The sequence below is a fragment of the Sphingobium sp. WR1 genome (assembly GCF_059693745.1).
The window spans coordinates 13,643-35,966 of record NZ_JCATID010000009.1 but is presented as its reverse complement, the minus strand read 5'-3'; the positions used below and the strand labels follow the sequence as shown (position 1 = coordinate 35,966).

Sequence of the window (22,324 nt, the reverse complement as noted above, 5' to 3'; positions counted from 1 at the left end):
TACGCCATGAAAACGATCCGGGCCGCGCAGCGTTCCCCGAACCGAATTCCGTGCCGGAAAAGCGGGCACTATTTTTGAGGGCCGAACTCGACCACTTGCCGCCGCAAACAGAGCGACATAGATTTATCGAATGCGGACATTCCTAGCGATTGCAACACTCTTGCTTCTCTCGGCATGTGATGCTTGGCCGACCATTGTAGATAATCACGCTTCAAGACCCATCTCTGTTCAATATCTTCATCAGGACTATGATTATTGGTCCGCGCCGTTTCCCATTAGGGCTGGTCGAGCAATGCCGTTTGCGCAAGCGCATTGGATTCAGGAAATTAGGGGCATCAAAATTAAGGATGGCAGGCTCAATTATAGCTGGTCCAAAGTGGAAATTGATCGTCTCGCACTCGCATGTCCCAGTAGCGAAATAGCTAGAAGAGTGTCTTTCGCCAGTAATTGCTACCTGATCTATCTCGGAGACGGACGCTTAAAGGCGATGACAGCCCTGCCGGATGGCCTCAAAAGATAGCCGACTGTCGCTTAACCACCCCTTCTCGCCATGCTGACGAAAGTCAGCATCCAGGGTTGCGCAGAGCGACTCTGGAACCCGGCATCCGCCGGGATGACGGAGTTGGGCATGGTCCACTTTCCACCCTCTTCGTCCTCCCCACGAACCCGCCTCCGAACTCCCCTCACATCCCCCTAATCCGCGCCTCGCCCCGCCGCGCCAGCATCAGTTCGCTCAAGCCCCACACCAACGCATCCGCCCGGTCGGGCGACCGCCCCGGCCCGACATAGCCGCCCCCGGCCAGCAGCCCGCACATCTGGTCCTCCATCTCCGGGAAGGCCCCGCGATGCGCCACCCGCCCGGCCTCATAGAGCGCCGCCACCGGCTCCGCCCGCGCTGCCTTCCCGCGCGAGGCATGGACGAGGCGAACCGGCATCTTCTCCTCCGCCGCGCGCAGCACGCTCTCGACCATCGCCCCGCCATTATTGGCCTCCGCCACCACCCGGTCCGCGCCATGCAGCATCGCCGCCGCCGCGACCGCCCGCGCCCAGCCTTCGGGCCGCATCCCTTCCACGCTGGCGTCCGCGATCACATAGGCGCGCCCGTCGCCGCCCAGTCCGGCCACCACGATGCCGCACGCATCGCCCCCGGCCGAAGCGGGCGGATCGACCGCCACCACCACCCGCGCCAGCACGCCCGGCACATGCCGCACCCGGCAGTCCTCGATCAGCGCACGGGTCCACAGCGCCCCCTCCACCTCCTCGATCAGCTCGCCGTCCAGCTCCTGCCGCCCCAGCCGCGTGCCGCCATAGCTGTCCGCCATCGCCGCCACGAAGCCCGGCGCCAGATTGGCCGCATTGTCCGCCGTCCGCCCCCGCGTCACCACGACGTCATCGCCACTCCGCCCCACCAGCGCCCGCACCAAAGGCACCGGCCGCGGCGTCGTCGTCGCCAGCACGCGCGGCTCCTCTCCCAATCGCATCCCCATCATCAGATTGTCCCACGCCGCCTCGCCGCCCGCCCATTTGGCGATCTCGTCGGCCCAGCCATGGCTGAACTGCGGCCCGCGCAAACTCTCGGGTTCCGCCGCGCCGAACAGCCGCGCCTCCGCGCCATTGGGCCAGGTCAGCTTGCGCAGCGCCGGCGCATAGACCGGCCGCGCCCACCATGGCGCGACGGAAAGCAGCCCCGACGCCCCCTCCACCATGACGCTGCGCGCCTCGCCCAGGGTCGCGCCCACCAGCGCGATCCGCGCGGCGGGATCGCCCTCGGCGATTCCGCGCACCCATTCCGCCCCGGCGCGCGTCTTGCCGAAACCGCGCCCCGCCATCATCAGCCAGATGCGCCAGTCCCCCGCGGGCGCCAGCTGCGCCGGCCGCGCGAGATACAGCCATTCCCGTTCCAGCCGTTCGGCCGTCCCCTGGTCCAGCCGCTTCAGGATCACCGCTCTCGCCCGCTTATCCTCGCCCGCCAGCCATTCCCTGTCCGAAAGCCGCATCGCCCTTTCCCCCGAAGCCCCGGTTCGCGCGCAAGCGCAAAGCGCGCAGACACAAAAAAGCCGCCCGAAGGCGGCCTTTCCCCAAAAATCTCCGCGCCTTCGCGCGAACCCAATCCTACTTTCGCGGCGCCATCCCGCCGAACGTCACCAGACTTTCGGAACCATCCTTTGCCACCGCCGCGACGCCGATGAAATGATCGTCCACCACCACATCCTTCAGCAGCGTCTGCGTCGCGCCGGTCACGACCCGGCTGTCGGTCCAGTCCTGCGCATCCGCCCGCCGCCAATAGACCTTGTAAGCCGTCGCCCCTGGCACCGCATCCCAATAGACCCGCGTGTCCATAGAAACCGCCCCGTCCAGCGACACGCTCGCCGGCGCCGCCGGCGCCGCCGCCAGCGTGCGCAAGGTCGCGACGTTCAGCGCCGTCACCTTCGCCAGATAGGGAAAATCCATCCCCTCCACCGTATCGCCATAGACGCGGCCATTCTCGGTCCTCAGATCCTGATGCTGCCGGTCGTAATTCTCGATCCCCACCGAAAAGCGCACCGCCGGAAAGCCCAGCTCCAGAAAGGGCGAATGGTCGCCACCGCGCCCGAAGCGATCGAAGCGCCGCACGGCAAAGACATCCAGCCCGATGCCCGGATCCCCCTTGGCGATCCCGTCGATCTTCTTCGCCAGCGCGCGCGACGGCCCGTCATCCTCGCCGCCGATCGCCCGCCGCGTCAAATTGGCCTTTTGGTCCTCCGAAAAGCGTATGCCTTCGGAAAAGACCCGCACCCTGTCGGCCACCCGCTGTCCGTTCTGGCCGATCGTGTTGCCGACGATATCGTTGTTCAGCATCGCCCGCACCTGCCAGCCGCGCTTCTTCGCCGTCTCCGCCAGCAGCTTGCCGCCCCACAGCCCCTGCTCCTCGCCCGACAGCAGGGCATAGACGATCGTCCCGTCGAACTTCTCGCCGGCCAGCACCCGCGCCGCCTCCATCACCAGCGCGCTGCCCGACGCATTGTCGTTCGCGCCCGGCGCGTCGCTGGTCGCGTTCATGACGTCGGTCACGCGACTGTCGATATGCCCCGCGACGATCACCACCTGGTTGGGGCCAGAATCTGTCCAACCTGTCCCCTTCTGGATCGCCAGCACATCGACCACCTCGACCCCGTCGGGCGCGCGCGGCCCGGTGAAGGGGCCGGAAATCGTCTCGACCGTCAGGCACCCGTCGCAGGTCTTGGAAATCTTCTCGAACTCGCCCGCGCCCCATCGCCGCGCGGCGCCGATCCCCCGCCTGGGGTCGGTCGCCGACGACAGCGTATGCCGCGTCCCGAAACTCACCAGCCGCTCGACCGTCGCCTTGAGCCGCGCCGGATCGGGCGCTTTCGTCTGCGCGACGGCAGGCGCGGCGATGGTGGAAGCGACGACGAGCAGGAGGATCTTCTTCATGGGATCAAATTCATATCGCCTGTCGCACGGCTGTAAAGCGGCCACCCGCGCGATGCTTCCCCATATCCAGACCCATCGCAACAAACGGGACATCTTCGGGAAGCATCGGCGCGCTATCCCGCTCCTTGTCGGCGGCATCCATACAGACACCCCCTCTGTCGCCGCTGATCCTCCCCTGAACCTCGGCCCCCGGCATCATGCCGGGGGTTCTTTTCGGTTCACCCGGCGGCCGCCAGCGCCACTTTCTCCTGGGCCATAACGATCGGCGCCGACGGGATCATATGCCGATGCCAGTAAAGCGACATCCATCCCGCCTTCCTATAGATCTGCCGCCGCGCGATCATGAATTTCAGCGTCGATGCCAGTTCGTCCTGATCCGCATCCGCTATCGTCAATGCGTCCACCGGCCCGCCGCCAAGACGCTGTAAAACCATCATTTCCAAAGTCATCTCGAACAAATGCCGCACGCCATCAACGGTTCCGCCGCAAAGATGGTTAACCCTCCGCCCGCCCCGCATGGCGACCGGACCATCGGCGGCCGCCGCTCAGGCCGTCCGCAGGCTCGGCAGCGAAGTGCGGATCACATGCACCGACGACCGCAGGAACAGCAGGGCGATGATCCCGCCGACGATGATGTCCGGCCAGGGCGACGCCGTCACCGCCACCGCCCCCGCCGCCATCAGCACGCCGACATTGGAAATCACGTCGTTGCGCGAACATTCGAACGTGCTCGCCATGTTCACGTCCTGCGCCCGGAACCGCCACAACAGCCGCAGACAGACCAGGTTGGCCGCCAGCGCCAGCGCGCCGAAAACCAGCATCAGCGTCGATGACGGCGGCACGCCGTCGCGCAGCTTGAACCCGATCTCGATCATGATGCCGATGCCGAAGGCCAGGATGAACAGTCCCTTGGCCAGCGCCGCCGCGCCCTTCCATCGCGCGCTGCGGGCAATGGCGAAGATGCTCAGCCCATAGACCAGCGCATCGCCCAGCATGTCGACGCTGTCCGCCATCAGGGCGGTCGATCCCGCCACCAGCCCGGCGCCGAACTCAGCGACGAACATGGCGGCGTTGATCGCCAGGACGATCATGAGCACGCGGCGCTGCTCCGCCTGCCGCGCCAGCCGCTCCAATTCCCTGCCCTTGCCCGCGCAACAATCGTCCGCCATAGGTTCATGCTAACCGCTGCCATGCGCCTTCGCAACGCGCCAGTCTCACGCCCCCGCCGCCGCGCGCCGCCGCCGGATTTCCTCCAGCACCCCGCGCACCCGTTCGACCGCATCGGCGCTGTCGGGCCGCTCGACGCCCGCCTCCGCCCGGATCTTCGCCACCCGGTCGCGATAGCGCTGCCACAGTTGCAGGCCCAGCGTCAGGCTGGGCGCGCGCTTGACCTTGCGCGACTTCACCACCCCCTCGCCGTCCGTCACCACCTCCTCGCTCTCGCTGCCGAACAGCGCCGCCCGCATCAGCATCATCTCGATCTCGGCATAGCCTTCGTCCAGCGCCGCGTCCCAGGCGCGCGAAAATTCGGGATCGCGCCGCTTGCGGTCATAGGCGCCCGCCCGACACTTGCCCACGGCCCGCGCCGCCTCGCTCGCATTGCACGTCTCGGCCAGCACTGCCATGAACTCCGTCACCTCCGCCCCGGTCCAGCCATCCTTGCGGACCTTGCGCAACTGCGTCCGCACCGCGCCGCCCGCCTTCTGCCGCTGCGCCACCCGTGCGCCATTTCCTTTCGCCGCCGCCCGATCTTTGGCCCCGTCTTTCGCCCCGTCCACCGACATGCCATCCCTCCGCCGCCCGAAGCCAGAACCGCCGCACGGCAAAAGGGCCGGCCCCGAACAGGACCAGCCCCTTGCACCGCCATCCTGGCGACTCACATTTTCCCAATATCCACCTAACTGCCACAGGAGCGTGACGATGTCAAGAAAAATGTTCCATATAGGTTAAATTCAGGCCGCCATTTTCGCCACGATCGCCGCCTCCTGGGCCAGCGCTTCGGCAAAGCTCGGCCGCGCCCTGATCCGCTCCATCCACGCCGTCACCTTCGGCCAGCGCTCCGCCGTCAGCCCCTTGGAACAATAGCCGACATTGATCAGCGGGCAGGATGCGGCGATATCCGCCAGGGTGAAGCGGTCCTCGACCAGCCACCCGCTCTGCGGCAAGACGCCCTCCAGATAATCGTAGATCAGCGGCATCTTCTCCGCCTCGGCGGCGTCGGCCAGCGCGGGGTCGTGCGGCAGTTTCAGCGCCTTGCCCACCACCCGGTTGAAAAACACCTGCGCCCCGGCCGCCTGGGCGATGGTGTCGCCAAATTCCTCATACCAGATGGTGCGCGCCCGCGCTTTCGGCTCGGTCGGGATCAGGTTCGGCTCGGGATGCAGGGCGTCCATATAGGTTATGATCGCGGTCGAATCGCAGATCAGGAAATCGCCATCCTCCAATGCCGGTATCTTGCCGAAGGGCGACGCCTGCATGAACGCCGGATCGCCCCGCCCGAAACCCGCCGACTTCACCTCGACCGCGATTCCCTTCTCCGCGGCAAAGACGATGACCTTGCGCACGAAAGGCGAAGGCCTGGCGCCATGGATGATCATATTCTTCCTCCTCTCATCTGGTCGGAAGCCGCACCATGCGCCTTTAGTAGCGAATCGCAACTAAATTATACCCCCACCTGGCGGACATGATCGACTTGGGTGGGGAGCGGACAGGCGGCCCTTGCTCAAATCACCCATCGTCATTGCGAGCGCAGCGAAGCAATCCATAAGGGGGTGACATTGGATTGCTTCGCTGCGCTCGCAATGACGAAAAGGGTGGGTTGCGGACTGGCTGGTTTTGCACATAGTCGGTGTATAGCCGCTGCGGGAATTGGATCAGGGGTGCAGCATGTTTGTCATAGAAGATGAGTCTCACGCCGAATATGTTGGGGAGTTTGAGAGCAAGATCGACGCAATAGGTGAATTGCAGCGATTGGCTAAGCTCCCATGGGATGAAGCGCCGAATGTCTGCCCCTGTAAAAGTTGGCGGACTTGCGGGCGAAGCTACCACCTAATCGAATACGATACGTCACGAACGCCGTGGCGGCAGGTAAGCAATCTCCCCTTTCTCGAAGTATCGGCAGCCGGAATTTCGTGGCTGTCCGGCATTGAGTGATAAACGTCAGCTATCAGGTGCGAGAACTTTCAAGCTGAGCGGCAAAAAATGGTCGAAAACGGCCGCGGCACCATGGCCGAAACCGTCCCCCTCACAAAAACCGCTCCACCACGCCCATCACCCGCGCGACCGTCTCCGCCTTCTCCCCCACCGGCGCGACATAGTCGATCACGTCGCGCGCCGCCGCCTCCCCAGCTCCGCGCGCGATCGTCCAGGCGGCCAGATAGTGCGCCGCCATGCACCCGCCCGCCGTCGCGACATTGCCCGCCGCGTGGAAAGGCGCGTCGATCACCCGCGCGCCCGTCGCCACGACCCAGGGCTTGCTGTTCATGTCGGTGCACACCGGCACATCGCCCAGCAGCCCCAGCTTCGCCAGCAGCAGCGCGCCCGAACATTGCGCCCCGATGATCTGCCGCGCCGGGTCCAGCCGCAACCGCGCCATCAGTTCCGTATCCGTAACGACTTCGCGCGTCCGCACCCCGCTGCCGACCAGAACCGCGTCGGCCTGCTTCACAAAATCAAGGGGTTGCTGCACGTCCACCCGCACGCCGTTCATCGACGTCACGACATCGCCCGGCCCGCAAATCTCCGCCCGCCATCCCCTGACCCGGTTGAGCAGCGCCAGCGCCACGAAACTGTCCAGTTCGTTGAAGCCATCGAAGCTCACTATCGCAATCCGCATCGTCCATTCTCCTGTCGATGCGATATCTAGCGACCGTCCGCCCGGCCCGCGCGATCCGCTCGCGCCGCATTGGCCCGCTCACTTATTCCCCGGCTCCGGCGGGGACCATGGTGCGGGTATAGTCGATCCGGATGCGCACCCAGCTACCGACCATGACCTTGCCGTTGACCCGCGGCGGCATCACCAGAAACTGCCAGGCGGCCAGCCGCACCGCCTTGGCGAAACCCGATCCCAGCGGCGATTCGCCCAGCGTCTGGCAATTTTCGACATGATAATGGTCGACCGTCTTGCAGGCGACCAGGCCATAGCCCTGCGCGGGCGCATTGGCGGGCAGATAGGTGCCCAGCTCCGCATGGGTCGGCCGCCGATACCATTCCGCCTCGAACAGCTGCACGCCCCCCGGCCCCTCGCCCGGCCCCTGCACCGCCGCGCTGTCGCCCTGGCCCTGCCCGGCGCCCTGCGCCGCCTTGGGCAGGTTGCCGATATCGGCCGACGCCATCTGCTCGCGGTTGAGCGTCAGAAAGGGGAAGGGCGATGGCGGCTGCTCGGCCGGCTTCTCCACGGGGATCGGCGGCCGCACCACCGGCTCCGCCTGTTTCTGCGGGCTTGCCTTGTCCTGCTCGCGCTTTTCCGCCTTTTCGGCCTTGGCCTGTTCCTGATCCGCCTTCGGCCCCGCCTCGACATCGAAGGTCACGGGCAGGCGCTGGTCTTCCTTGGGCGGCTCGAACCGGGGCGACAGGGTGAACAGCGCCAGCAACAGCAGCAGGTTCAGCACCAGCGCGAATGCGATGCCGCCCGTGCGCTGCCGCACCTTGTCCCAGGGGATGGAAGAAAAAGTCAAATGCGCCGGCCGAACAGGACTGAAGAAAGGGGGTCTTGCCCAGACGGCGCCGCGCAGTCAACGCCGTGGCGTGGCGTCCTGCGTCAAATCGTGTCGCGAATCAGCAGACATCCTCTTCGCGCACCACCGGCCGCGCTTCGCGCGTCGCCCGCATCCGGCTCGCCTTGTCGTCCGGGTCGCTGGTCAGCACGACATGATCCTCATGCACCTCCAGCAGCACGCCCGCGAAAGGAAAGCCCGCCAGGCTGCCCGTCACCCGGTAACTGACCGAATCGCCCACCCGGAACGTGGCCGGATCGGTGTTGAAGCTGAAGGGGCAATCGCCCTCGCCCATGCCCTGCATCGTCGCTCTCCTTGCGCGCCCGATATGGACTGCGCGGTCCCGCCGATCAAGCCGATGCGGTCCTTCTCGCCCGGAACGGCAAAAGCGCTGGCGGCGGCGAAGCATCTCGGCTAGGTCCGCCATCGATGCTCACCAGGCTCTACCAATGGACGCTGGCGAAGGCCGCGCACCGCCATGCCGAACGCTGGCTTTTCGTCATCTCCTTCATGGAATCGAGCTTCTTCCCGATCCCGCCCCACCCGCTGCTGGGCCTCATGTGCCTGGCCCGGCCGGAACGGGCGCTGCGCTTCGGGCTGATCTGCACCCTCGCCTCGGTGCTGGGCGGCCTGCTCGGCTATGCGATCGGCCATTTCCTTTATGAAGCCGTCGGTCAGCAGATATTGCACGCGCTGGGCCTCGCCGCGAAATTCCCGGTCGCCGCCTGCTATCTGCGCGATTACGGGGCGGAAATCATCCTGATCAAGGGCGCGACCCCCATCCCCTTCAAGCTCATCACCATCACGGCGGGCTTCATCGGGCTGTCGCTCTTCACCTTCCTCTGGGCCAGCATATTGAGCCGCGCCTTCCAGTTCATGCTGGTCGGCTTCCTGTTCTGGAAATTCGGCCGCCCGATCAAGGCCTTCATCGAAAAATATCTCGCCCTCCTGTCCGGCCTGTTCCTGGTGCTGGTGGTCGGCGGCTTCATCGCCGCCTCGATGCTGAGCGGCGGCGGCGAAAAGAGCGACAAGTGCAGCAACGCCACCATGGCGACGATTCGCTGAAGGCCGCCATGAAGAACGCCTTCGCCCGCCACCCCAAGGTCGCGGCGCTGCTGGCGGGCTTCCTGTCCGCCACCGGCTTCGCGCCGCTCAAGCTCTGGCCCGTCACCCTCGCCTGCTTGGTCGCGCTCCTCCTCCTGATCGAGCGCGCGCCGGACCGCCGCGCTGCCTTCCTGCGGGGATGGCTGTTCGGCGTCGGCCATTTCACCCTGGGCCTCAACTGGATCACCCGCGCCTTCACCTTCCAGGATATGATGCCGCACTGGTTCGGCTATGGCGCGGTGCTGCTCCTCTCCCTCTACCTCGCCGTCTTTCCCGGCCTCGCGACGCTGGGGGCATGGTGGTTGGCAAGGATTATTCCTTTCAGAAATCCGACCGAAGCCCGCCTGATCGCAACGTCAGACCCGCGCTATGCCGTTCCCCTCCCCCTCCTCCTCGCGGCCGCCTGGATCGCGACCGAATATCTGCGCGCGACCCTCTTCACCGGCTTCGCCTGGAATCCGCTCGGCGTCACCCTGTTGCCGACCGGCATCGCGATCGCCGCGACCGTCATCGGCACCTATGGCCTGGGCGCGCTCGCCATCCTCGCCGCCGGGGCCATCCTCCTCGCCGCCCGCCGCCACTATCGTCCGGCCGCCACGATTCTCGCACCGCTGCTGCTGCTCGCTCTCTGGGGCAACCTCTCCACCACGCCCGCTACACCCGACGGCGCGCCGCGCATCCGCGTGGTCCAGCCCAATATCGGCCAGGACGAGAAATATTCGGTCGAGGCGGAATATCGCAATTTCAACAAGCTGCGGACCCTCAGCGGCCAGCCCCGCCCGGCCCCGCGCCTCATCTTCTGGCCCGAAGCCGCCATCCCCGCCTATCTCGACATGGAACCCGACTGGCGCGCGCGCCTCGCCGCCCTGCTCGGCCCCGGCGACCTGCTGCTGACCGGCGGGGACAAGGTCTATTTCAAGGCAGTCGAGGAAAATGGCGTGCTGGCGAACAAGCTCGCCGGCGCCAACAACAGCGTCTGGATCGTCACCCCCCACGCCACGCTGGCGGGCCGCTACGACAAGGCGCATCTCGTTCCCTATGGCGAATATCTGCCGATGCGCGAATGGCTCGAACCCATCGGGCTCTCCCGCCTCGTCCCCGGCGACGCCGATTTCTGGCCTGGCCCCGGCCCGCAAAGCCTCACGCTCCCCGCCACGCTCGGCCGCCCCGAACTCAGGATGGGCGTCCAGATCTGCTATGAGATCATCTTCTCCGGCCATGTCGTCGACGCGCGCAATCGCCCCGCCTTCATCTTCAACCCCTCCAACGACGCCTGGTTCGGCAGCTGGGGTCCGGTCCAGCATCTGGCGCAGGCCCGCCTGCGCGCGCTGGAGGAAGGCGTTCCCATCATCCGCTCCACCCCGACCGGCGTTTCGGCGATCATCGACGCGCGCGGCCATGTCGTGCGCGCGCTCGGCCTCAACCGCGCCGGCTATCTCGACGGCGGCCTGCCCTCCGCCCTACCTCCGACGGTCTTTGCCATTGTCGGTAACTGGGCCGCGCTCGCCCTCATCCTTCTGCTCCTCGTACTGGCCATTGCCTTGCGCCGCGGCAAAAGCTAATAGGCACATAAACATTTCTTTATATCGCCATTCGCCCAAGCGCTTTACGGGAGTCCCATGCGTAGCAATTATCTCTTCACCTCGGAATCCGTCTCCGAAGGCCATCCCGACAAGGTTGCGGACCAGATTTCCGACGCCATCGTCGACCTGTTCCTCTCCAAGGACCCCGAAGCCCGCATCGCCTGCGAAACGCTGACCACGACCCAGCTCGTCGTCCTCGCCGGCGAAATCCGCTGCAAGGGCATTTTCGAAAACGACCAGTGGGCACCGGGCGCACAGGAAGAAATCGAAAAGACCGTCCGCGAAACGGTGAAGCGCATCGGTTATGAGCAGGATGGCTTTCACTGGGAAAGCTTCCGCTTCGAAAACAACCTTCACGCCCAGTCCGCGCACATCGCGCAGGGCGTCGACGCCAGCGGCAACAAGGATGAAGGCGCGGGCGACCAGGGCATCATGTTCGGCTATGCCGCCAACGACACGCCCGACCTGATGCCCGCAACCCTCTATTACAGCCACAAGATTCTGGAAACCATGGCGGCCGACCGCCATTCGAAGGCCGCGCCCTTCCTGGAGCCGGACGCCAAGAGCCAGGTGACGCTCCGCTACGAAGGCAGCACGCCGGTCGCCTGCACCGCCGTCGTCGTCTCCACCCAACATGCCAAGGGCTATGATGAGGGCGAGAAGGAAGCCGAGCTGAAGGCCTATGTGAAGGGCGTCGTGGCCAGGGTGATCCCGGCAGACCTGCTCTCGGACGAGACCGTCTATCACATCAACCCGACCGGCAGCTTCGAAATCGGCGGCCCGGACGGCGACGCCGGCCTCACCGGCCGCAAGATCATCGTCGACACCTATGGCGGCGCCTCGCCCCATGGCGGCGGCGCGTTCAGCGGCAAGGACCCGACCAAGGTCGACCGCTCGGCCGCCTATATCACCCGCTATCTCGCCAAGAATGTGGTCGCCGCCGGCCTTGCCCAGCGCTGCACCATCCAGATCGCCTATGCGATCGGCGTCGCCGAACCGCTGTCGCTCTATGTCGACACCCATGGTTCGGGCACCGTCGGCGACGACAAGATCGAGGAAGCGATCAAGTCGATCAAGGAACTGGGCGGCCTGACCCCGCGCGGCATCCGCACGCATCTTGGCCTCAACAAGCCGATCTACCAGCCGACCGCCGCCTATGGCCATTTCGGCCGCAAGCCCGAAGGCGACTTCTTCCCCTGGGAGAAGACCGACCTGGTCGAAAAGCTGAAGGCCGCGCTATAACCGTCATTGCGAACCGGCGAAGCCGGTGAAGCAATCCACGGCACCACTTTGGATTGCTTCGCTTCGCTCGCAATGACGAGCGTCTCGAAAAAGGGCGCGGGATCATCCCCGCGCCCTTTTTCACCTCACCGCAGCACCAATGCCACCAGATCGGCCGTAGACACGCCCGCCGACCGCAGGAATCCCTGATAATAATCGCACCCCTCACGGGCGAGCAGGTCGAGCTGCTGCTCGGTCTCCACCCCTTCGGCGATCACCTTCAGCCCTAGCGATTTGGCCATGTGGATGACCCCGCGCACGATGATCCGGTCCCGCGCGCTTCCGCTGATGTCCTGCGCCAGCCCGCTGTCGATCTTCAGATAGTCGAGCGGCAGGCTCTTGAGATAGGCCAGGCTCGAATAGCCCGTTCCGAAATCGTCGATCGCCACCGCCAGCCCCTCGCTGCGCAGCGCATGGAGCAGGGCGGCCGCCGCATCGACATCCTGGATCAGCCCGCTCTCGGTGATTTCCACCGTCAGCCGCGATCGGGGAAAGCCGCTGCGATCCACCAGCCCCAGCAGGTCGGCCATGAAGCGCGGCTGGGCGATGTCCGTCGCCGTGACGTTGATCGACAGGCGCAGGTCCGCCAGCGCCCGCGGCCAGGCCGCCGCCTGGCCCAGCGCCTCGCCCAATATATGCGCCGACAGCGGCAGCATATAGTCGGACCGCTCCGCCGTGCCGAACAATATGCCCGCCCCCAGCGGCCCATAATGGGGGTGGTTCCACCGGGCCAGCGCCTCGACGCCGATGATCCGGTCCTGATCGACCGGATATTGCGGCTGGAACACGATGCCGATCTCGCCCCGGTCCAGCGCCAGCCGCAGGTCGGTTTCCAGCCGGTCGGGATCGACCTGCCGGCTCTGCTTCTCGGCCGACAATATGCGGATACCCTCGCCCCCGCCCTGCCGCGCGTCGGCCAGCGCCGTGCCCGCGCGCCGCAGCAGCAGCGTGGCGTCATCTTCGGCGCGCGCCTGCGCGATGCCGCAGCGCGCCGTCAGCCGGATCAGATGGTCGCCCGCGCTGAACGGCCGACCGATCGCGGCGATCAGCTGCCGCGCCAGAAAGGTCGCCCGCTCGCGCGCCGCCGCCTCGCCGGTCAGCCCGACCAGAAACTCCGTGCCCGCGATTCGCGCGACCATCGAACCGGGCGCGACATCATCGACCATCCGCTCGATCCGCCGCGCGATTCGCCCCAGCAGCGCGTCGCCCACCACCTGGCCATAGGCGGCGTTCATCCGTTCGAACTGGCTGATCGACAGCAGCAGCACCGTGGTCGGCAGCCCCGCACGCCGCTCCAGCCAGTCCAGCGCCGCCTGCCGCGACCGCAGCCCGGTCAGATAGTCGCGGCCCGCGCTGTCGCGCTCATGCCGCTGCGACAGCCATTCGACATCGGCCGCGATCTGCCCGTCCTCGATCCGCAGATGATGAACCAGCCGGTCGCCCGGCCGGTCGGGCAGGCCATGCGCCAGCGCCGCCGGTCGCCCGGCCCGCGCCATCGCCTTCAGCGCCGTCAGCACCCCATGCCGCTCGCTGCGCGGCAGGCGGCGGAGCAGCCCGGCGGGCGACACCGACGGCGCATCCAGCGCCAGATGCCGCGCCAGCGATTCGCTCAGCCGCAACACCCCGTCGCGCCCCAATTGCCAGTATAGCGCGTCCCCGCGGCGGATGCGCTGCGCCCGCTGGCTCGGGCGCGTCCCGCCGCCCAGCCGCTCGACCAGCCGGTGCGCCGACGCCAGCACCCCGCGCAGTCGGTCGCGGGTGAAAGGCATGGTCAGGAAATGGGTCGCCCCAGCCGCCAGCAGCGCCGGCACCCGCCCCTCGTCGGTCGCGTCAACCAGCACGATCAGCGCCCCGCCCCCTGCCTCGGTCGCGGGCACCAGCGGCTCCAGCAGCTTGTCGGGTTCGCCGCCACGCAGATCGACCAGCGCCACCTGCGCCTCGCTGCGCAGGAAACGCTGCGGCGCATCGCCCGGCCGCCGCGCGCCCATCGCCTTCCAGCCGATCGCCTGCACCTGCTGGCACAGTCCGTCCCGGTCGCCGGGCGACAGGATGAAGACGCTTGGCTGTCCATCCGGTGGGGCAAGCCCGCTCACTATATCTGACTCCCTGCCCCGCGCATCGCGCCGTCCTAACAGCAAGGAGTTACCGAGCCGTTCGCGATACCGCAACGGGGGTGCTTGCACCTGCCCCGACCATCGCCTAGCTATGCATCATGGCCATTGCCGCCCCTTCATCCGCGCCTCTGGTCGACGGTTTGGGCCGCCGGATCAGCTATTTGCGGATTTCGGTGACGGATCGCTGCGACCTGCGCTGCCGCTATTGCATGGCGGAAAAGATGCAGTTCCTGCCGAAGAACCAGGTGCTGACGCTGGAGGAGATCGCGCTGCTGGCCGATCTCTTCGTCGCGCGCGGCATCCGCAAGATCCGCCTGACCGGCGGCGAGCCGCTGGTGCGCCGCGACATCGGCGATCTCGTCCGCCGCATCGGCCGTCATCTGGGCGAGGGACTGGACGAACTCACCCTCACCACCAACGGCACTCGCCTCGCCGCCCATGCCGACGATCTGTTCGACGCCGGGGTGCGGCGGGTCAATGTCAGCCTCGACAGCCGCGATCCCGCCCGCTTCGCCCATGTGACCCGTGGCGGCTATCTCGATCAGGTGCTGGCCGGGCTGGACGCCGCCCGCGCCGCCGGCCTCGCCGTCAAGATCAACATGGTGGCCTTGAAGGGCGTCAATGAGGACGAAATCCTGCCGATGCTGCGCTGGTGCGACAGTCAGGGCTTCGACCTCACCCTGATCGAGACGATGCCGCTCGGCGAGACGGGCGAGGACCGCACCGACCATTATCTGCCGCTGACGCAAGTGGCGGCGACGATCGACGCCCAGCATCCGCTCACCCCCATCGCCCACCGCACCGGCGGCCCCGCCCGCTATCATGGCGTGGCGGGGATGGGCGTCCGCCTCGGCCTCATCACCCCGCTCACCCGCAATTTCTGCGCCGACTGCAACCGCATCCGCATGACCTGCGAGGGCAAGATCTTCATGTGCCTGGGGCATGAGGATCATGTCGATTTCAAGGCCGCGCTGCGCGAAGGCGGGCCGGACGCCGTCCAGCCGCTGATCGACCGCGCCCTGCGGCTGAAGCCCGCCGCCCATGATTTCCATATCGGCGCGGGTGAACGGCCCGCCACCCGTCGCCACATGAGCGTCACCGGCGGATGAGCGGCGAAACGCGGCGCGCTCTGGTCGCGTCCCCCACCCCGGCGGCCCGCGCGGCGGAGGAGCGGCTGCGCGCCGCCTATGATTTCGTGCCGGTCGAGGAAGCCGACATGATCGTCGCGCTGGGCGGCGACGGCTATATGCTCCAGACGCTCCATTCGATGCTGGAGGGGCGCCACATCCTTCCCATCTTCGGCATGAACCTCGGCACCGTCGGCTTCCTGATGAACGAATGGCGGCTCGACGGCCTAGACCAGCGGCTGGCCAAGGCGAAGAGCTTCAAGGTCAATCCGCTGCGCATGATGGTCGACACCGTCGACGGCGAACAATTCTCGATCCCCGCGATCAATGAAGTCTCGCTGCTGCGCGAAACCCGCCAGACCGCCAAGCTGGAGGTGGAGGTGAACGGCCGCACCGTCCTGCCCGAACTGGTGTGCGACGGCGTGCTGGTGGCGACCCCGGCCGGCTCCACCGCCTATAATCTCTCCGCCCACGGCCCGATCCTGCCGCTGGGGTCCGCGCTGGTGGCGCTCACCCCGATCAGCCCCTTCCGTCCTCGACGCTGGCGCGGCGCGATCCTGCCCGAAGCGACGCAGATTCGCTTCACCGTGCTCAACCCGGTCAAGCGCCCGGTCAGCGCCGTCGCCGACCAGCGCGAAGTGCGCGACATCGCGCAGGTGGAGGTCCGCATCGATCGCACCGCGCCCCTCACGCTGTTGTTCGACCCCGAACATACGCTGGACGACCGGATCGCGGCCGAACAGTTCATCGCGTAACTTTTCGTGACATTGCCGCTTGCCATAGCGGGAAAGCCGCTGCTATAGGCGCGGCCTGCCCGACGGAAGCCGGGTCGCTCCCCGATAGCTCAGCGGTAGAGCATTCGACTGTTAATCGAATGGCCGTAGGTTCGAATCCTACTCGGGGAGCCACATTTTTCATAGCGAACTATCCCCCCCGGAGCAGCCCCACGGCCGCGTCCTTCTCGAACAGATAGAGGCAGGTGCGCGCCGCCTGGCCCCGCGCGCTGTCCAAGCCGCCGTCGCGCTCGATCAGCAGACGCGCGTCGTCGCGGGCGCTGTCCACCAGCGCCGCCACATGCTCGGGCGTCGCGACCTTCAGCTCCGCCTCGCCCGACTGGCGCGTGCCCAGCACTTCGCCCGCACCGCGCAGCTTCAGATCCTCCTCGGCGATGCGGAAGCCGTCATTAGTCTCGCGCATCAGCGCCAGCCGCGCACGCGATGTTTCACTTAAGCCGTTGCCGCGCAGCAGCAGGCAGACCGACGGCTTGTCGCCGCGCCCCACCCGTCCGCGCAACTGGTGCAACTGCGCCAGCCCGAACCGATCCGCCCCCTCGATGATGATGAGGCTGCTATTGGGCACGTCCACCCCCACCTCGATCACCGTGGTCGCCACCAATATCTGCGTGCGGTTGGCGGCAAAAGCCTCCATCGCCGCATCCTTGTCCGGCCCCTTCATGCGCCCGTGGACCAGCCCCACCCGGTCCCCGAACCGCATCTTCAGCGACTCCGCCCGCGCCTCGGCCGCCGCCTGATCGCTGGTTTCGCTTTCCTCGACCAGCGGGCACACCCAATAGGCCTGTCCGCCGCCCTCGACATGGCGGGCGAGCGCATCGACCACCTCGTCCAGCCGGCTGGCGGCCATCACCAAAGTCTGGATCGGCTGGCGTCCCGGCGGCATCTCGTCCAGCCGCGACACGTCCATCTCGCCATAATAGGTCAAGGTCAGCGTGCGCGGGATCGGCGTCGCCGTCATCACCAGCAAATGTGGCGACCGCTCCGCCTTGCTCGCCAGCATCATCCGCTGCGCCACGCCGAAGCGATGCTGCTCGTCAATGACGGCGAGGCCCAGCGCCTTATATTGCACCGCTTCCTGAAAGATGGCGTGCGTGCCGACGAGGATGTTGATGCTGCCGTCCGCCAGCCCCATCAGGGTCGCCTCGCGCACCTTGCCCTTCTCCCGGCCCGTCAGGATCGCGATCTCGATCGGCAGGCCCGACGCCATTTTCCGCAGCGTCTCATAATGTTGCCGCGCAAGGATTTCGGTCGGCGCCAGCATCGCGCCCTGCATCCCCGCCTCGACCGCGTTCAGCAGCGCCATCAGCGCCACCAAAGTCTTGCCCGACCCCACGTCCCCTTGCAGCAGCCGCAACATCGGCGTCGCCTGCGCCATGTCACCCTCGATCTCGGCCGTGGCGCGCCGCTGCGCGCCTGTCGGGGCAAAGGGCAGTTTCAGCATCGCCCGCAGCCGCCCGTCGCCCTGTATCGACACGCCCCGCCGCCGCCGCGACGATTGCCGCACCAGCATCAGCGCCAGTTGTCCGGCGAAAATCTCGTCATAGGCCAGCCGCTCGCGCGCCTTGGTGTCGGACGGATCGGCATGGACCCGGACAAGCGCCTCGCGCCACGCGGGCCACGCCTTGCGCGCCAGCAGGCTCGGTTCGATCCATTCGGGCAAGTCCGGCGCGCGGGTGAGCGCCTGCATGGCGATGTCGCGCATCCGGTTGTTGGTCAGCCCTTCGGACAACCCATAGACCGACTCGCGCGCCGGCACCGTGTCCGCCTCCTCGGACGGCAGCACATGGTCGGGGTGCACCATCTGGAGATTGTCGCCATAGCTTTCCAGCTTGCCCGACACGAATTTCGGTTCGTTGAGCGGCAACAGCTTGCGCGGCCAGCCGCTGTTCTTCCCGAAATAGACCAGGGCGACATGGTTGCCGTGCCGGTCGACCGCATCGACCCGGAACGGCGCGCGCGCGCTGCCGCTGGCGCGATAATCGACCGGGGTCAGCATGATTCCGATCACCCGTCCGGCATCGGCCATATCCAGTTCGTCGGTCAGATGCCGGTCCACCCAACTGACCGGCAGATGAAACGCAACATCGACCGCGCGCGCCAGCCCCAGCCGCTCCAACGGACGGGCGAGCGCGGGGCCGATCCCCTTGAACAGGGATATTTCGGCAAAGAGCGGATTGAGAATATCGGGTCGCATGGCTATCTGCTGCCTCTACCGCAGCCGGGACGGTCCTTCAAATACCCGATCGGCCGGCTGCGCCATGCCCGTTAAAGGAACAAATTGTGAACGACAATCCCCAGATGCGCCGCATCCAATTCCGGGCCTGGCACCGCGGCACGCGCGAGGCGGACTATACCGTCGGCGGTTTCTTCGACCGCTATCACGCGACATGGAACGAAGAGGAAATCGCCTGGTTCGAACGCTTCATGGAAGAACAGGATGCCGACATCATCGGCTGGGCGCTCGGCACCATCCCCGTGCCCGAAGAGTGGAAAGGCGCGATGATGGACAGGTTCCTCAAGCTCGATTTCGTGAAGATAGTCTAGCACCGTCATCCCCGCGCAGGCGGGGATCCATCTCCAGACGGACCAACTAGGCGAAAGGCCGGGAGATAGATTCCCGCCTTCGCGGGAATGACGAAATAGCATGACCGATCTCCAGAAAATCCTGAAGGCCAAGACGCCGCTCACCCTGTCCGGCGTACCGGCGGGCTTCCAGCCCTGGCTGCTGGCCGACATCGCCCGCGCCGCCGGGGCCGCGCAAAGCCGCGCCGTCTTCATCGCGTCCGACGAGCAGTTGATGCGCGCGGTCGCGGACACCGCGCATTATTTCGCGCCGGAGATCGAGATCATCGAAATCCCCGCCTGGGACTGCCTGCCCTATGACCGCGCCAGCCCCTCGCTGCGCGCAGCCTCGGCGCGGCTCGCGGGCCTTTACGCGCTGCAAGCGAAACCCAAGGGGCCGCAACTGGTCCTCACCACGCTGGCGGCGATGACCCAGCGCACCCTCACCCCGTTCCGCGTCCGCCAACTCGTCGCGAAACTCGCGCCCAAGGAACGGATCGCGATCCAGAAGCTGGCGGAGATGCTCCAGGCGAATGGCTATGTCCGCACCGACACGGTGCATGACCGGGGTGAATTCGCCATTCGCGGCGGCATCGTCGACCTGTTCCCCGGCGGCGAGGAACAGCCGCTCCGGCTCGATTTCTTCGGCGACGAGATCGAGACGGTCCGCCGCTTCGACCCTGCCGACCAGCGCACGATCGAAAATGTCGACGGCTTCACCCTTCTCCCGGCCTCCGAAGCGCTGCTGGACGAGGAGACGATCAAGCGCTTCCGCGGCCGCTATCGCGAAACGTTCGGCGCGACCGCGACCGGCGACCCGCTCTATCAGGCGGTCAGCGATGGCCGCCGCCTCGCGGGCATGGAACATTGGCTGCCCCTGTTCGAGGAGCGGCTCGTTCCCCTGACCGAGCATCTGGGCGAGGACGCCATCCTCATCCGCGACCATGGCGTCGCCGGCGCGGCGGAATCCCGGTTCGAGGCGATCCGCGACTATCATGCCAACCGCGTGTCTGCGAAATCGTCCGATCCCGGCGCCTATCGTCCGCTGAAACCCGATTCCCTCTATCTCGACGCCGCCGAATGGGACGCCGCCGTCGCCACTTTGCCCATGCACGCCACTACGCCTTTCCACGAACCGGAAAGCGCAACCGTGCTGGACTTCGCCGTGGACGGCCCCCGTGATTTCGCCCCCGAACGCGCGCAGAACACGAACATCTACGAAGCGGTCGGCAAGCATATCGCCGCCCTGCGCCGCGACAAGAAGAAGGTCGTCATCGCCAGCTACTCCGGCGGCGCGCGCGAGCGTCTGTCCGGCCTGCTCGCCGACCATGGCGTCACCCGCCTCGCCGCCGCCGATCATTGGCAGGAAGCGCTGGGCATCGCCGCCAATGGCAGCGTGACCCTGACCGTCCTCGCCCTCGACCATGGCTTCACCGCGCCCGATGTCGCCGTCCTCACCGAACAGGACATGCTGGGCGACCGCCTCGTCCGCCGCGCCAAGCGCAAGAAGAGCGCCGACGCCTTCCTTCAGGAACTGGCCACCCTCTCGCCCGGCGATCTCGTCGTCCATATGGACCATGGCATCGGCCGCTATGAAGGGCTGACCCAGATTCCGGTGGCGAAGGCGCCGCATGACTGCGTGGCGCTGACCTATGCCGGTGGCGACAAACTCTACGTCCCCGTCGAAAATCTCGAAGTCCTCTCCCGCTATGGCAGCGAAAATGAGGGCGTAGCGCTCGACAAGCTGGGCGGCGAAGCCTGGCAGCGGCGCAAGGCGAAGATGAAGGAGCGCATCCGCGAAATCGCGGGCGAACTTCTGAAGACCGCCGCCGAACGCGCCTTGCGCGCCGCCACCGTAGCGGAACCCGACGCGGCCGGCTATCCCGCCTTCGTCGACCGCTTCCCCTATCAGGAAACCGACGATCAGGACCGCGCCATCAGCGACGTGGTCGAAGACCTTGGCGCGGGCAAGCCGATGGACCGCCTCGTCTGCGGCGATGTCGGCTTCGGCAAGACCGAGGTTGCCCTGCGCGCCGCCTTCGTCGCGGCGATGGCCGGGATGCAGGTCGTGGTCATCTGCCCCACCACGCTGCTCGCGCGCCAGCATCATATGAATTTCGAGGAGCGTTTCCGCGGCTTCCCGGTCAATATCGGCCGCCTCTCCCGCCTCGTCCCCGACAAGGAGGCGAAGGCGACCAAGGCGGGCCTGGCCGACGGCACGATCGACATCGTCGTCGGCACCCATGCGCTGCTCGCCAAGGGGCTGGAGTTCAAGCGCCTCGGCCTGGTTATCGTGGACGAGGAACAAAGGTTCGGCGTCACCCACAAGGAACGATTGAAGTCGCTCAAGACCGACGTTCATGTCCTGACGCTCACCGCCACGCCGATCCCGCGCACGCTCCAGATGGCGATGTCGGGCCTGCGCGAACTGTCCGTCATCCAGACCCCGCCGGTCGATCGCCTCGCGGTTCGCACCTATGTCATGCCCTGGGACGGCGTCGTCATCCGCGAGGCGCTGCTGCGCGAACATTATCGCGGCGGCCAGAGCTTCTTCGTCGTGCCGCGCATCGCCGACCTCACCGAAGTCGAGGAGTTCCTCCGCACCGAAGTCCCGGAGATCAAGCCCATCGTCGCCCATGGCCAGATGAGCGCCACCGAGGTCGAGGAACGCATGTCCGCCTTCTACGACAAGCGCTATGACGTGCTGCTCTCCACCACCATCGTCGAATCCGGCCTCGACATCCCCAGCGCCAACACGCTCATCATCCACCGCGCCGACCGTTTCGGCCTGGCCCAGCTCTACCAGCTACGCGGCCGCGTCGGCCGGTCGAAGACGCGCGCCTATGCCTATATGACCACCCCCGCCAACCGCATCATCACCGAAACGGCGGAAAAGCGATTGAAGGTTCTGTCCGATCTCGACACGCTGGGCGCGGGCTTCCAACTGGCCTCCCACGATCTCGACATTCGCGGCGCGGGCAATCTGGTCGGCGACGAGCAGTCGGGCCATATCAAGGAAGTCGGCTTCGAACTTTACCAGTCGATGCTGGAAGACGCGATCATGGACGCCAAGGCCGGCGGGGTCGGTATCGAGCGCCGCAGCGACAGCTTCTCGCCCCAGATCAGCGTCGACGCGCCGATCCTCATCCCCGACGATTATGTGCCTGACCTCGACCTGCGCATGGGCCTCTATCGCCGCATCAACGAACTGGAGGACCGCCAGGGCCTGGAATCCTTCGCCGCCGAGCTTATCGACCGCTTCGGCAAGCTGCCGCTGCCGACGCAGAACCTGCTCAAGATCATCGAGATCAAGCAGAATTGCATGGCCGCGAACATCTCGAAGATCGACGTGGGGCCAAAGGGCGCGCTGGTCAGCTTCTTCGAGGACCGCTTCCCCAAGCCCGAGGGTCTGGTCGCCTATGTCCAGCGGTTGAACGGCGTCGCGCGGCTGCGCCCCGACAGCAAGATCGTGGTGGAGCGCGCCTGGCCCGACCCCCAGGCTCGGTTGAACGGCGCGCTGCAACTGTCGAAGGGGTTGATGAAGGCGGCGGGGTGAGCGGGGGTGGACAATCTGTCCATCCCATGTCGCCATTCATCATCATCCAGAAAACA

At 66.4% G+C, this 22,324-nt stretch carries 19 protein-coding genes and 1 tRNA gene; 8 read left to right on the top strand and 12 right to left on the bottom strand.

What is annotated here, in order from left to right:
* Positions 1-683 precede the first annotated feature (683 nt).
* The 10 genes from AC58EF_RS12420 to AC58EF_RS12375 all read right to left on the bottom strand — a co-directional run bounded on the left by AC58EF_RS12420 (position 684) and on the right by AC58EF_RS12375 (position 8,451).
* Complete coding sequence (locus AC58EF_RS12420) at positions 684-1,997, bottom strand: DNA-packaging protein (RefSeq protein ID WP_497276608.1); 1,314 nt, start codon at positions 1,995-1,997, stop codon at positions 684-686.
* Between the two features lie 115 nt (positions 1,998-2,112).
* Positions 2,113-3,432 (bottom strand): M28 family peptidase, encoded by a 1,320-nt coding sequence (locus AC58EF_RS12415; protein WP_497276607.1) that lies wholly within the window; start codon positions 3,430-3,432, stop codon positions 2,113-2,115.
* Between the two features lie 10 nt (positions 3,433-3,442).
* Complete coding sequence (locus tag AC58EF_RS12410; protein ID WP_497276606.1) at positions 3,443-3,574, bottom strand: hypothetical protein; 132 nt, start codon at positions 3,572-3,574, stop codon at positions 3,443-3,445.
* Positions 3,575-3,650: 76 nt separating this feature from the next.
* Positions 3,651-3,890 (bottom strand): hypothetical protein, encoded by a 240-nt coding sequence (locus tag AC58EF_RS12405; RefSeq protein WP_497276605.1) that lies wholly within the window; start codon positions 3,888-3,890, stop codon positions 3,651-3,653.
* Between the two features lie 87 nt (positions 3,891-3,977).
* On the bottom strand, positions 3,978-4,601 hold the full coding sequence (locus AC58EF_RS12400; RefSeq protein WP_497276604.1) for a cation diffusion facilitator family transporter: 624 nt from the start codon (positions 4,599-4,601) through the stop codon (positions 3,978-3,980).
* Between the two features lie 45 nt (positions 4,602-4,646).
* Positions 4,647-5,216: a hypothetical protein gene (locus tag AC58EF_RS12395; protein WP_497276603.1), complete on the bottom strand. Its 570-nt coding sequence runs from the start codon at positions 5,214-5,216 to the stop codon at positions 4,647-4,649.
* Positions 5,217-5,384: 168 nt separating this feature from the next.
* On the bottom strand, positions 5,385-6,029 hold the full coding sequence (locus AC58EF_RS12390) for a glutathione S-transferase family protein (protein ID WP_497276602.1): 645 nt from the start codon (positions 6,027-6,029) through the stop codon (positions 5,385-5,387).
* Positions 6,030-6,676: 647 nt separating this feature from the next.
* Positions 6,677-7,267: a DJ-1/PfpI family protein gene (locus AC58EF_RS12385; protein WP_497276600.1), complete on the bottom strand. Its 591-nt coding sequence runs from the start codon at positions 7,265-7,267 to the stop codon at positions 6,677-6,679.
* An 82-nt stretch (positions 7,268-7,349) separates the two neighbouring features.
* Positions 7,350-8,108 carry a hypothetical protein gene (locus AC58EF_RS12380; protein WP_497276599.1) on the bottom strand — a complete coding sequence of 253 codons (759 nt, stop codon included), beginning with the start codon at positions 8,106-8,108 and terminating at the stop codon, positions 7,350-7,352.
* 100 nt (positions 8,109-8,208) lie between these two features.
* Positions 8,209-8,451 carry a hypothetical protein gene (locus tag AC58EF_RS12375; protein ID WP_497276598.1) on the bottom strand — a complete coding sequence of 81 codons (243 nt, stop codon included), beginning with the start codon at positions 8,449-8,451 and terminating at the stop codon, positions 8,209-8,211.
* A gap of 125 nt (positions 8,452-8,576) precedes the next feature.
* Here AC58EF_RS12375 and AC58EF_RS12370 point away from each other — a divergent pair, with 125 nt between their 5' ends.
* From AC58EF_RS12370 to metK, 3 genes are read left to right on the top strand one after another with little or no spacing between them, the layout of a single operon-like run.
* On the top strand, positions 8,577-9,212 hold the full coding sequence (locus AC58EF_RS12370) for a YqaA family protein (RefSeq protein WP_497276597.1): 636 nt from the start codon (positions 8,577-8,579) through the stop codon (positions 9,210-9,212).
* An 8-nt stretch (positions 9,213-9,220) separates the two neighbouring features.
* Positions 9,221-10,813 carry an apolipoprotein N-acyltransferase gene (gene lnt / locus AC58EF_RS12365; protein WP_497276771.1) on the top strand — a complete coding sequence of 531 codons (1,593 nt, stop codon included), beginning with the start codon at positions 9,221-9,223 and terminating at the stop codon, positions 10,811-10,813.
* A 57-nt stretch (positions 10,814-10,870) separates the two neighbouring features.
* Positions 10,871-12,076, top strand: a complete 1,206-nt coding sequence (gene metK, locus AC58EF_RS12360) for a methionine adenosyltransferase (protein WP_497276596.1) — start codon at positions 10,871-10,873, stop codon at positions 12,074-12,076.
* Positions 12,077-12,201: 125 nt separating this feature from the next.
* Here metK and AC58EF_RS12355 read toward each other — a convergent pair whose 3' ends face one another.
* Positions 12,202-14,208 carry a putative bifunctional diguanylate cyclase/phosphodiesterase gene (locus AC58EF_RS12355; protein ID WP_497276594.1) on the bottom strand — a complete coding sequence of 669 codons (2,007 nt, stop codon included), beginning with the start codon at positions 14,206-14,208 and terminating at the stop codon, positions 12,202-12,204.
* A gap of 119 nt (positions 14,209-14,327) precedes the next feature.
* Here AC58EF_RS12355 and moaA point away from each other — a divergent pair, with 119 nt between their 5' ends.
* The 3 genes from moaA to AC58EF_RS12340 all read left to right on the top strand — a co-directional run bounded on the left by moaA (position 14,328) and on the right by AC58EF_RS12340 (position 16,264).
* Complete coding sequence (gene moaA, locus AC58EF_RS12350; RefSeq protein WP_497276593.1) at positions 14,328-15,338, top strand: GTP 3',8-cyclase MoaA; 1,011 nt, start codon at positions 14,328-14,330, stop codon at positions 15,336-15,338.
* Positions 15,335-16,111: an NAD kinase gene (locus AC58EF_RS12345; RefSeq protein ID WP_497276592.1), complete on the top strand. Its 777-nt coding sequence runs from the start codon at positions 15,335-15,337 to the stop codon at positions 16,109-16,111. Before moaA ends, AC58EF_RS12345 begins: the two co-directional genes overlap by 4 nt.
* 78 nt (positions 16,112-16,189) lie before the next feature.
* A tRNA-Asn gene (locus AC58EF_RS12340) sits at positions 16,190-16,264 on the top strand.
* A 16-nt stretch (positions 16,265-16,280) separates the two neighbouring features.
* Here AC58EF_RS12340 and recG read toward each other — a convergent pair.
* Positions 16,281-18,344 (bottom strand): ATP-dependent DNA helicase RecG, encoded by a 2,064-nt coding sequence (gene recG / locus AC58EF_RS12335; protein ID WP_497276591.1) that lies wholly within the window; start codon positions 18,342-18,344, stop codon positions 16,281-16,283.
* An 86-nt stretch (positions 18,345-18,430) separates the two neighbouring features.
* Here recG and AC58EF_RS12330 point away from each other — a divergent pair, with 86 nt between their 5' ends.
* Both AC58EF_RS12330 and mfd read left to right on the top strand, forming a co-directional pair.
* Complete coding sequence (locus AC58EF_RS12330) at positions 18,431-18,694, top strand: succinate dehydrogenase assembly factor 2 (RefSeq protein ID WP_497276590.1); 264 nt, start codon at positions 18,431-18,433, stop codon at positions 18,692-18,694.
* A gap of 100 nt (positions 18,695-18,794) precedes the next feature.
* A complete protein-coding gene (gene mfd, locus AC58EF_RS12325; RefSeq protein ID WP_497276589.1) occupies positions 18,795-22,268 on the top strand; it encodes a transcription-repair coupling factor in 3,474 nt (1,157 codons plus the stop codon).
* Positions 22,269-22,324: the final 56 nt, after the last annotated feature.

Bases quoted from the DNA above. Each gene is read 5' to 3' on its own strand.
- AC58EF_RS12370 (WP_497276597.1), top strand. From the start codon at position 8,577: ATGCTCACCAGGCTCTACCAATGGACGCTGGCGAAGGCCGCGCACCGC.
- AC58EF_RS12395 (WP_497276603.1), bottom strand. From the start codon at position 5,216: ATGTCGGTGGACGGGGCGAAAGACGGGGCCAAAGATCGGGCGGCGGCG.
- AC58EF_RS12390 (WP_497276602.1), bottom strand. From the start codon at position 6,029: ATGATCATCCATGGCGCCAGGCCTTCGCCTTTCGTGCGCAAGGTCATC.
- AC58EF_RS12420 (WP_497276608.1), bottom strand. From the start codon at position 1,997: ATGCGGCTTTCGGACAGGGAATGGCTGGCGGGCGAGGATAAGCGGGCG.
- AC58EF_RS12400 (WP_497276604.1), bottom strand. From the start codon at position 4,601: ATGGCGGACGATTGTTGCGCGGGCAAGGGCAGGGAATTGGAGCGGCTG.
- moaA (WP_497276593.1), top strand. From the start codon at position 14,328: ATGGCCATTGCCGCCCCTTCATCCGCGCCTCTGGTCGACGGTTTGGGC.
- AC58EF_RS12410 (WP_497276606.1), bottom strand. From the start codon at position 3,574: ATGGATGCCGCCGACAAGGAGCGGGATAGCGCGCCGATGCTTCCCGAA.
- AC58EF_RS12345 (WP_497276592.1), top strand. From the start codon at position 15,335: ATGAGCGGCGAAACGCGGCGCGCTCTGGTCGCGTCCCCCACCCCGGCG.
- AC58EF_RS12375 (WP_497276598.1), bottom strand. From the start codon at position 8,451: ATGCAGGGCATGGGCGAGGGCGATTGCCCCTTCAGCTTCAACACCGAT.
- lnt (WP_497276771.1), top strand. From the start codon at position 9,221: ATGAAGAACGCCTTCGCCCGCCACCCCAAGGTCGCGGCGCTGCTGGCG.
- recG (WP_497276591.1), bottom strand. From the start codon at position 18,344: ATGCGACCCGATATTCTCAATCCGCTCTTTGCCGAAATATCCCTGTTC.
- metK (WP_497276596.1), top strand. From the start codon at position 10,871: ATGCGTAGCAATTATCTCTTCACCTCGGAATCCGTCTCCGAAGGCCAT.
- AC58EF_RS12415 (WP_497276607.1), bottom strand. From the start codon at position 3,432: ATGAAGAAGATCCTCCTGCTCGTCGTCGCTTCCACCATCGCCGCGCCT.
- AC58EF_RS12385 (WP_497276600.1), bottom strand. From the start codon at position 7,267: ATGCGGATTGCGATAGTGAGCTTCGATGGCTTCAACGAACTGGACAGT.
- mfd (WP_497276589.1), top strand. From the start codon at position 18,795: ATGACCGATCTCCAGAAAATCCTGAAGGCCAAGACGCCGCTCACCCTG.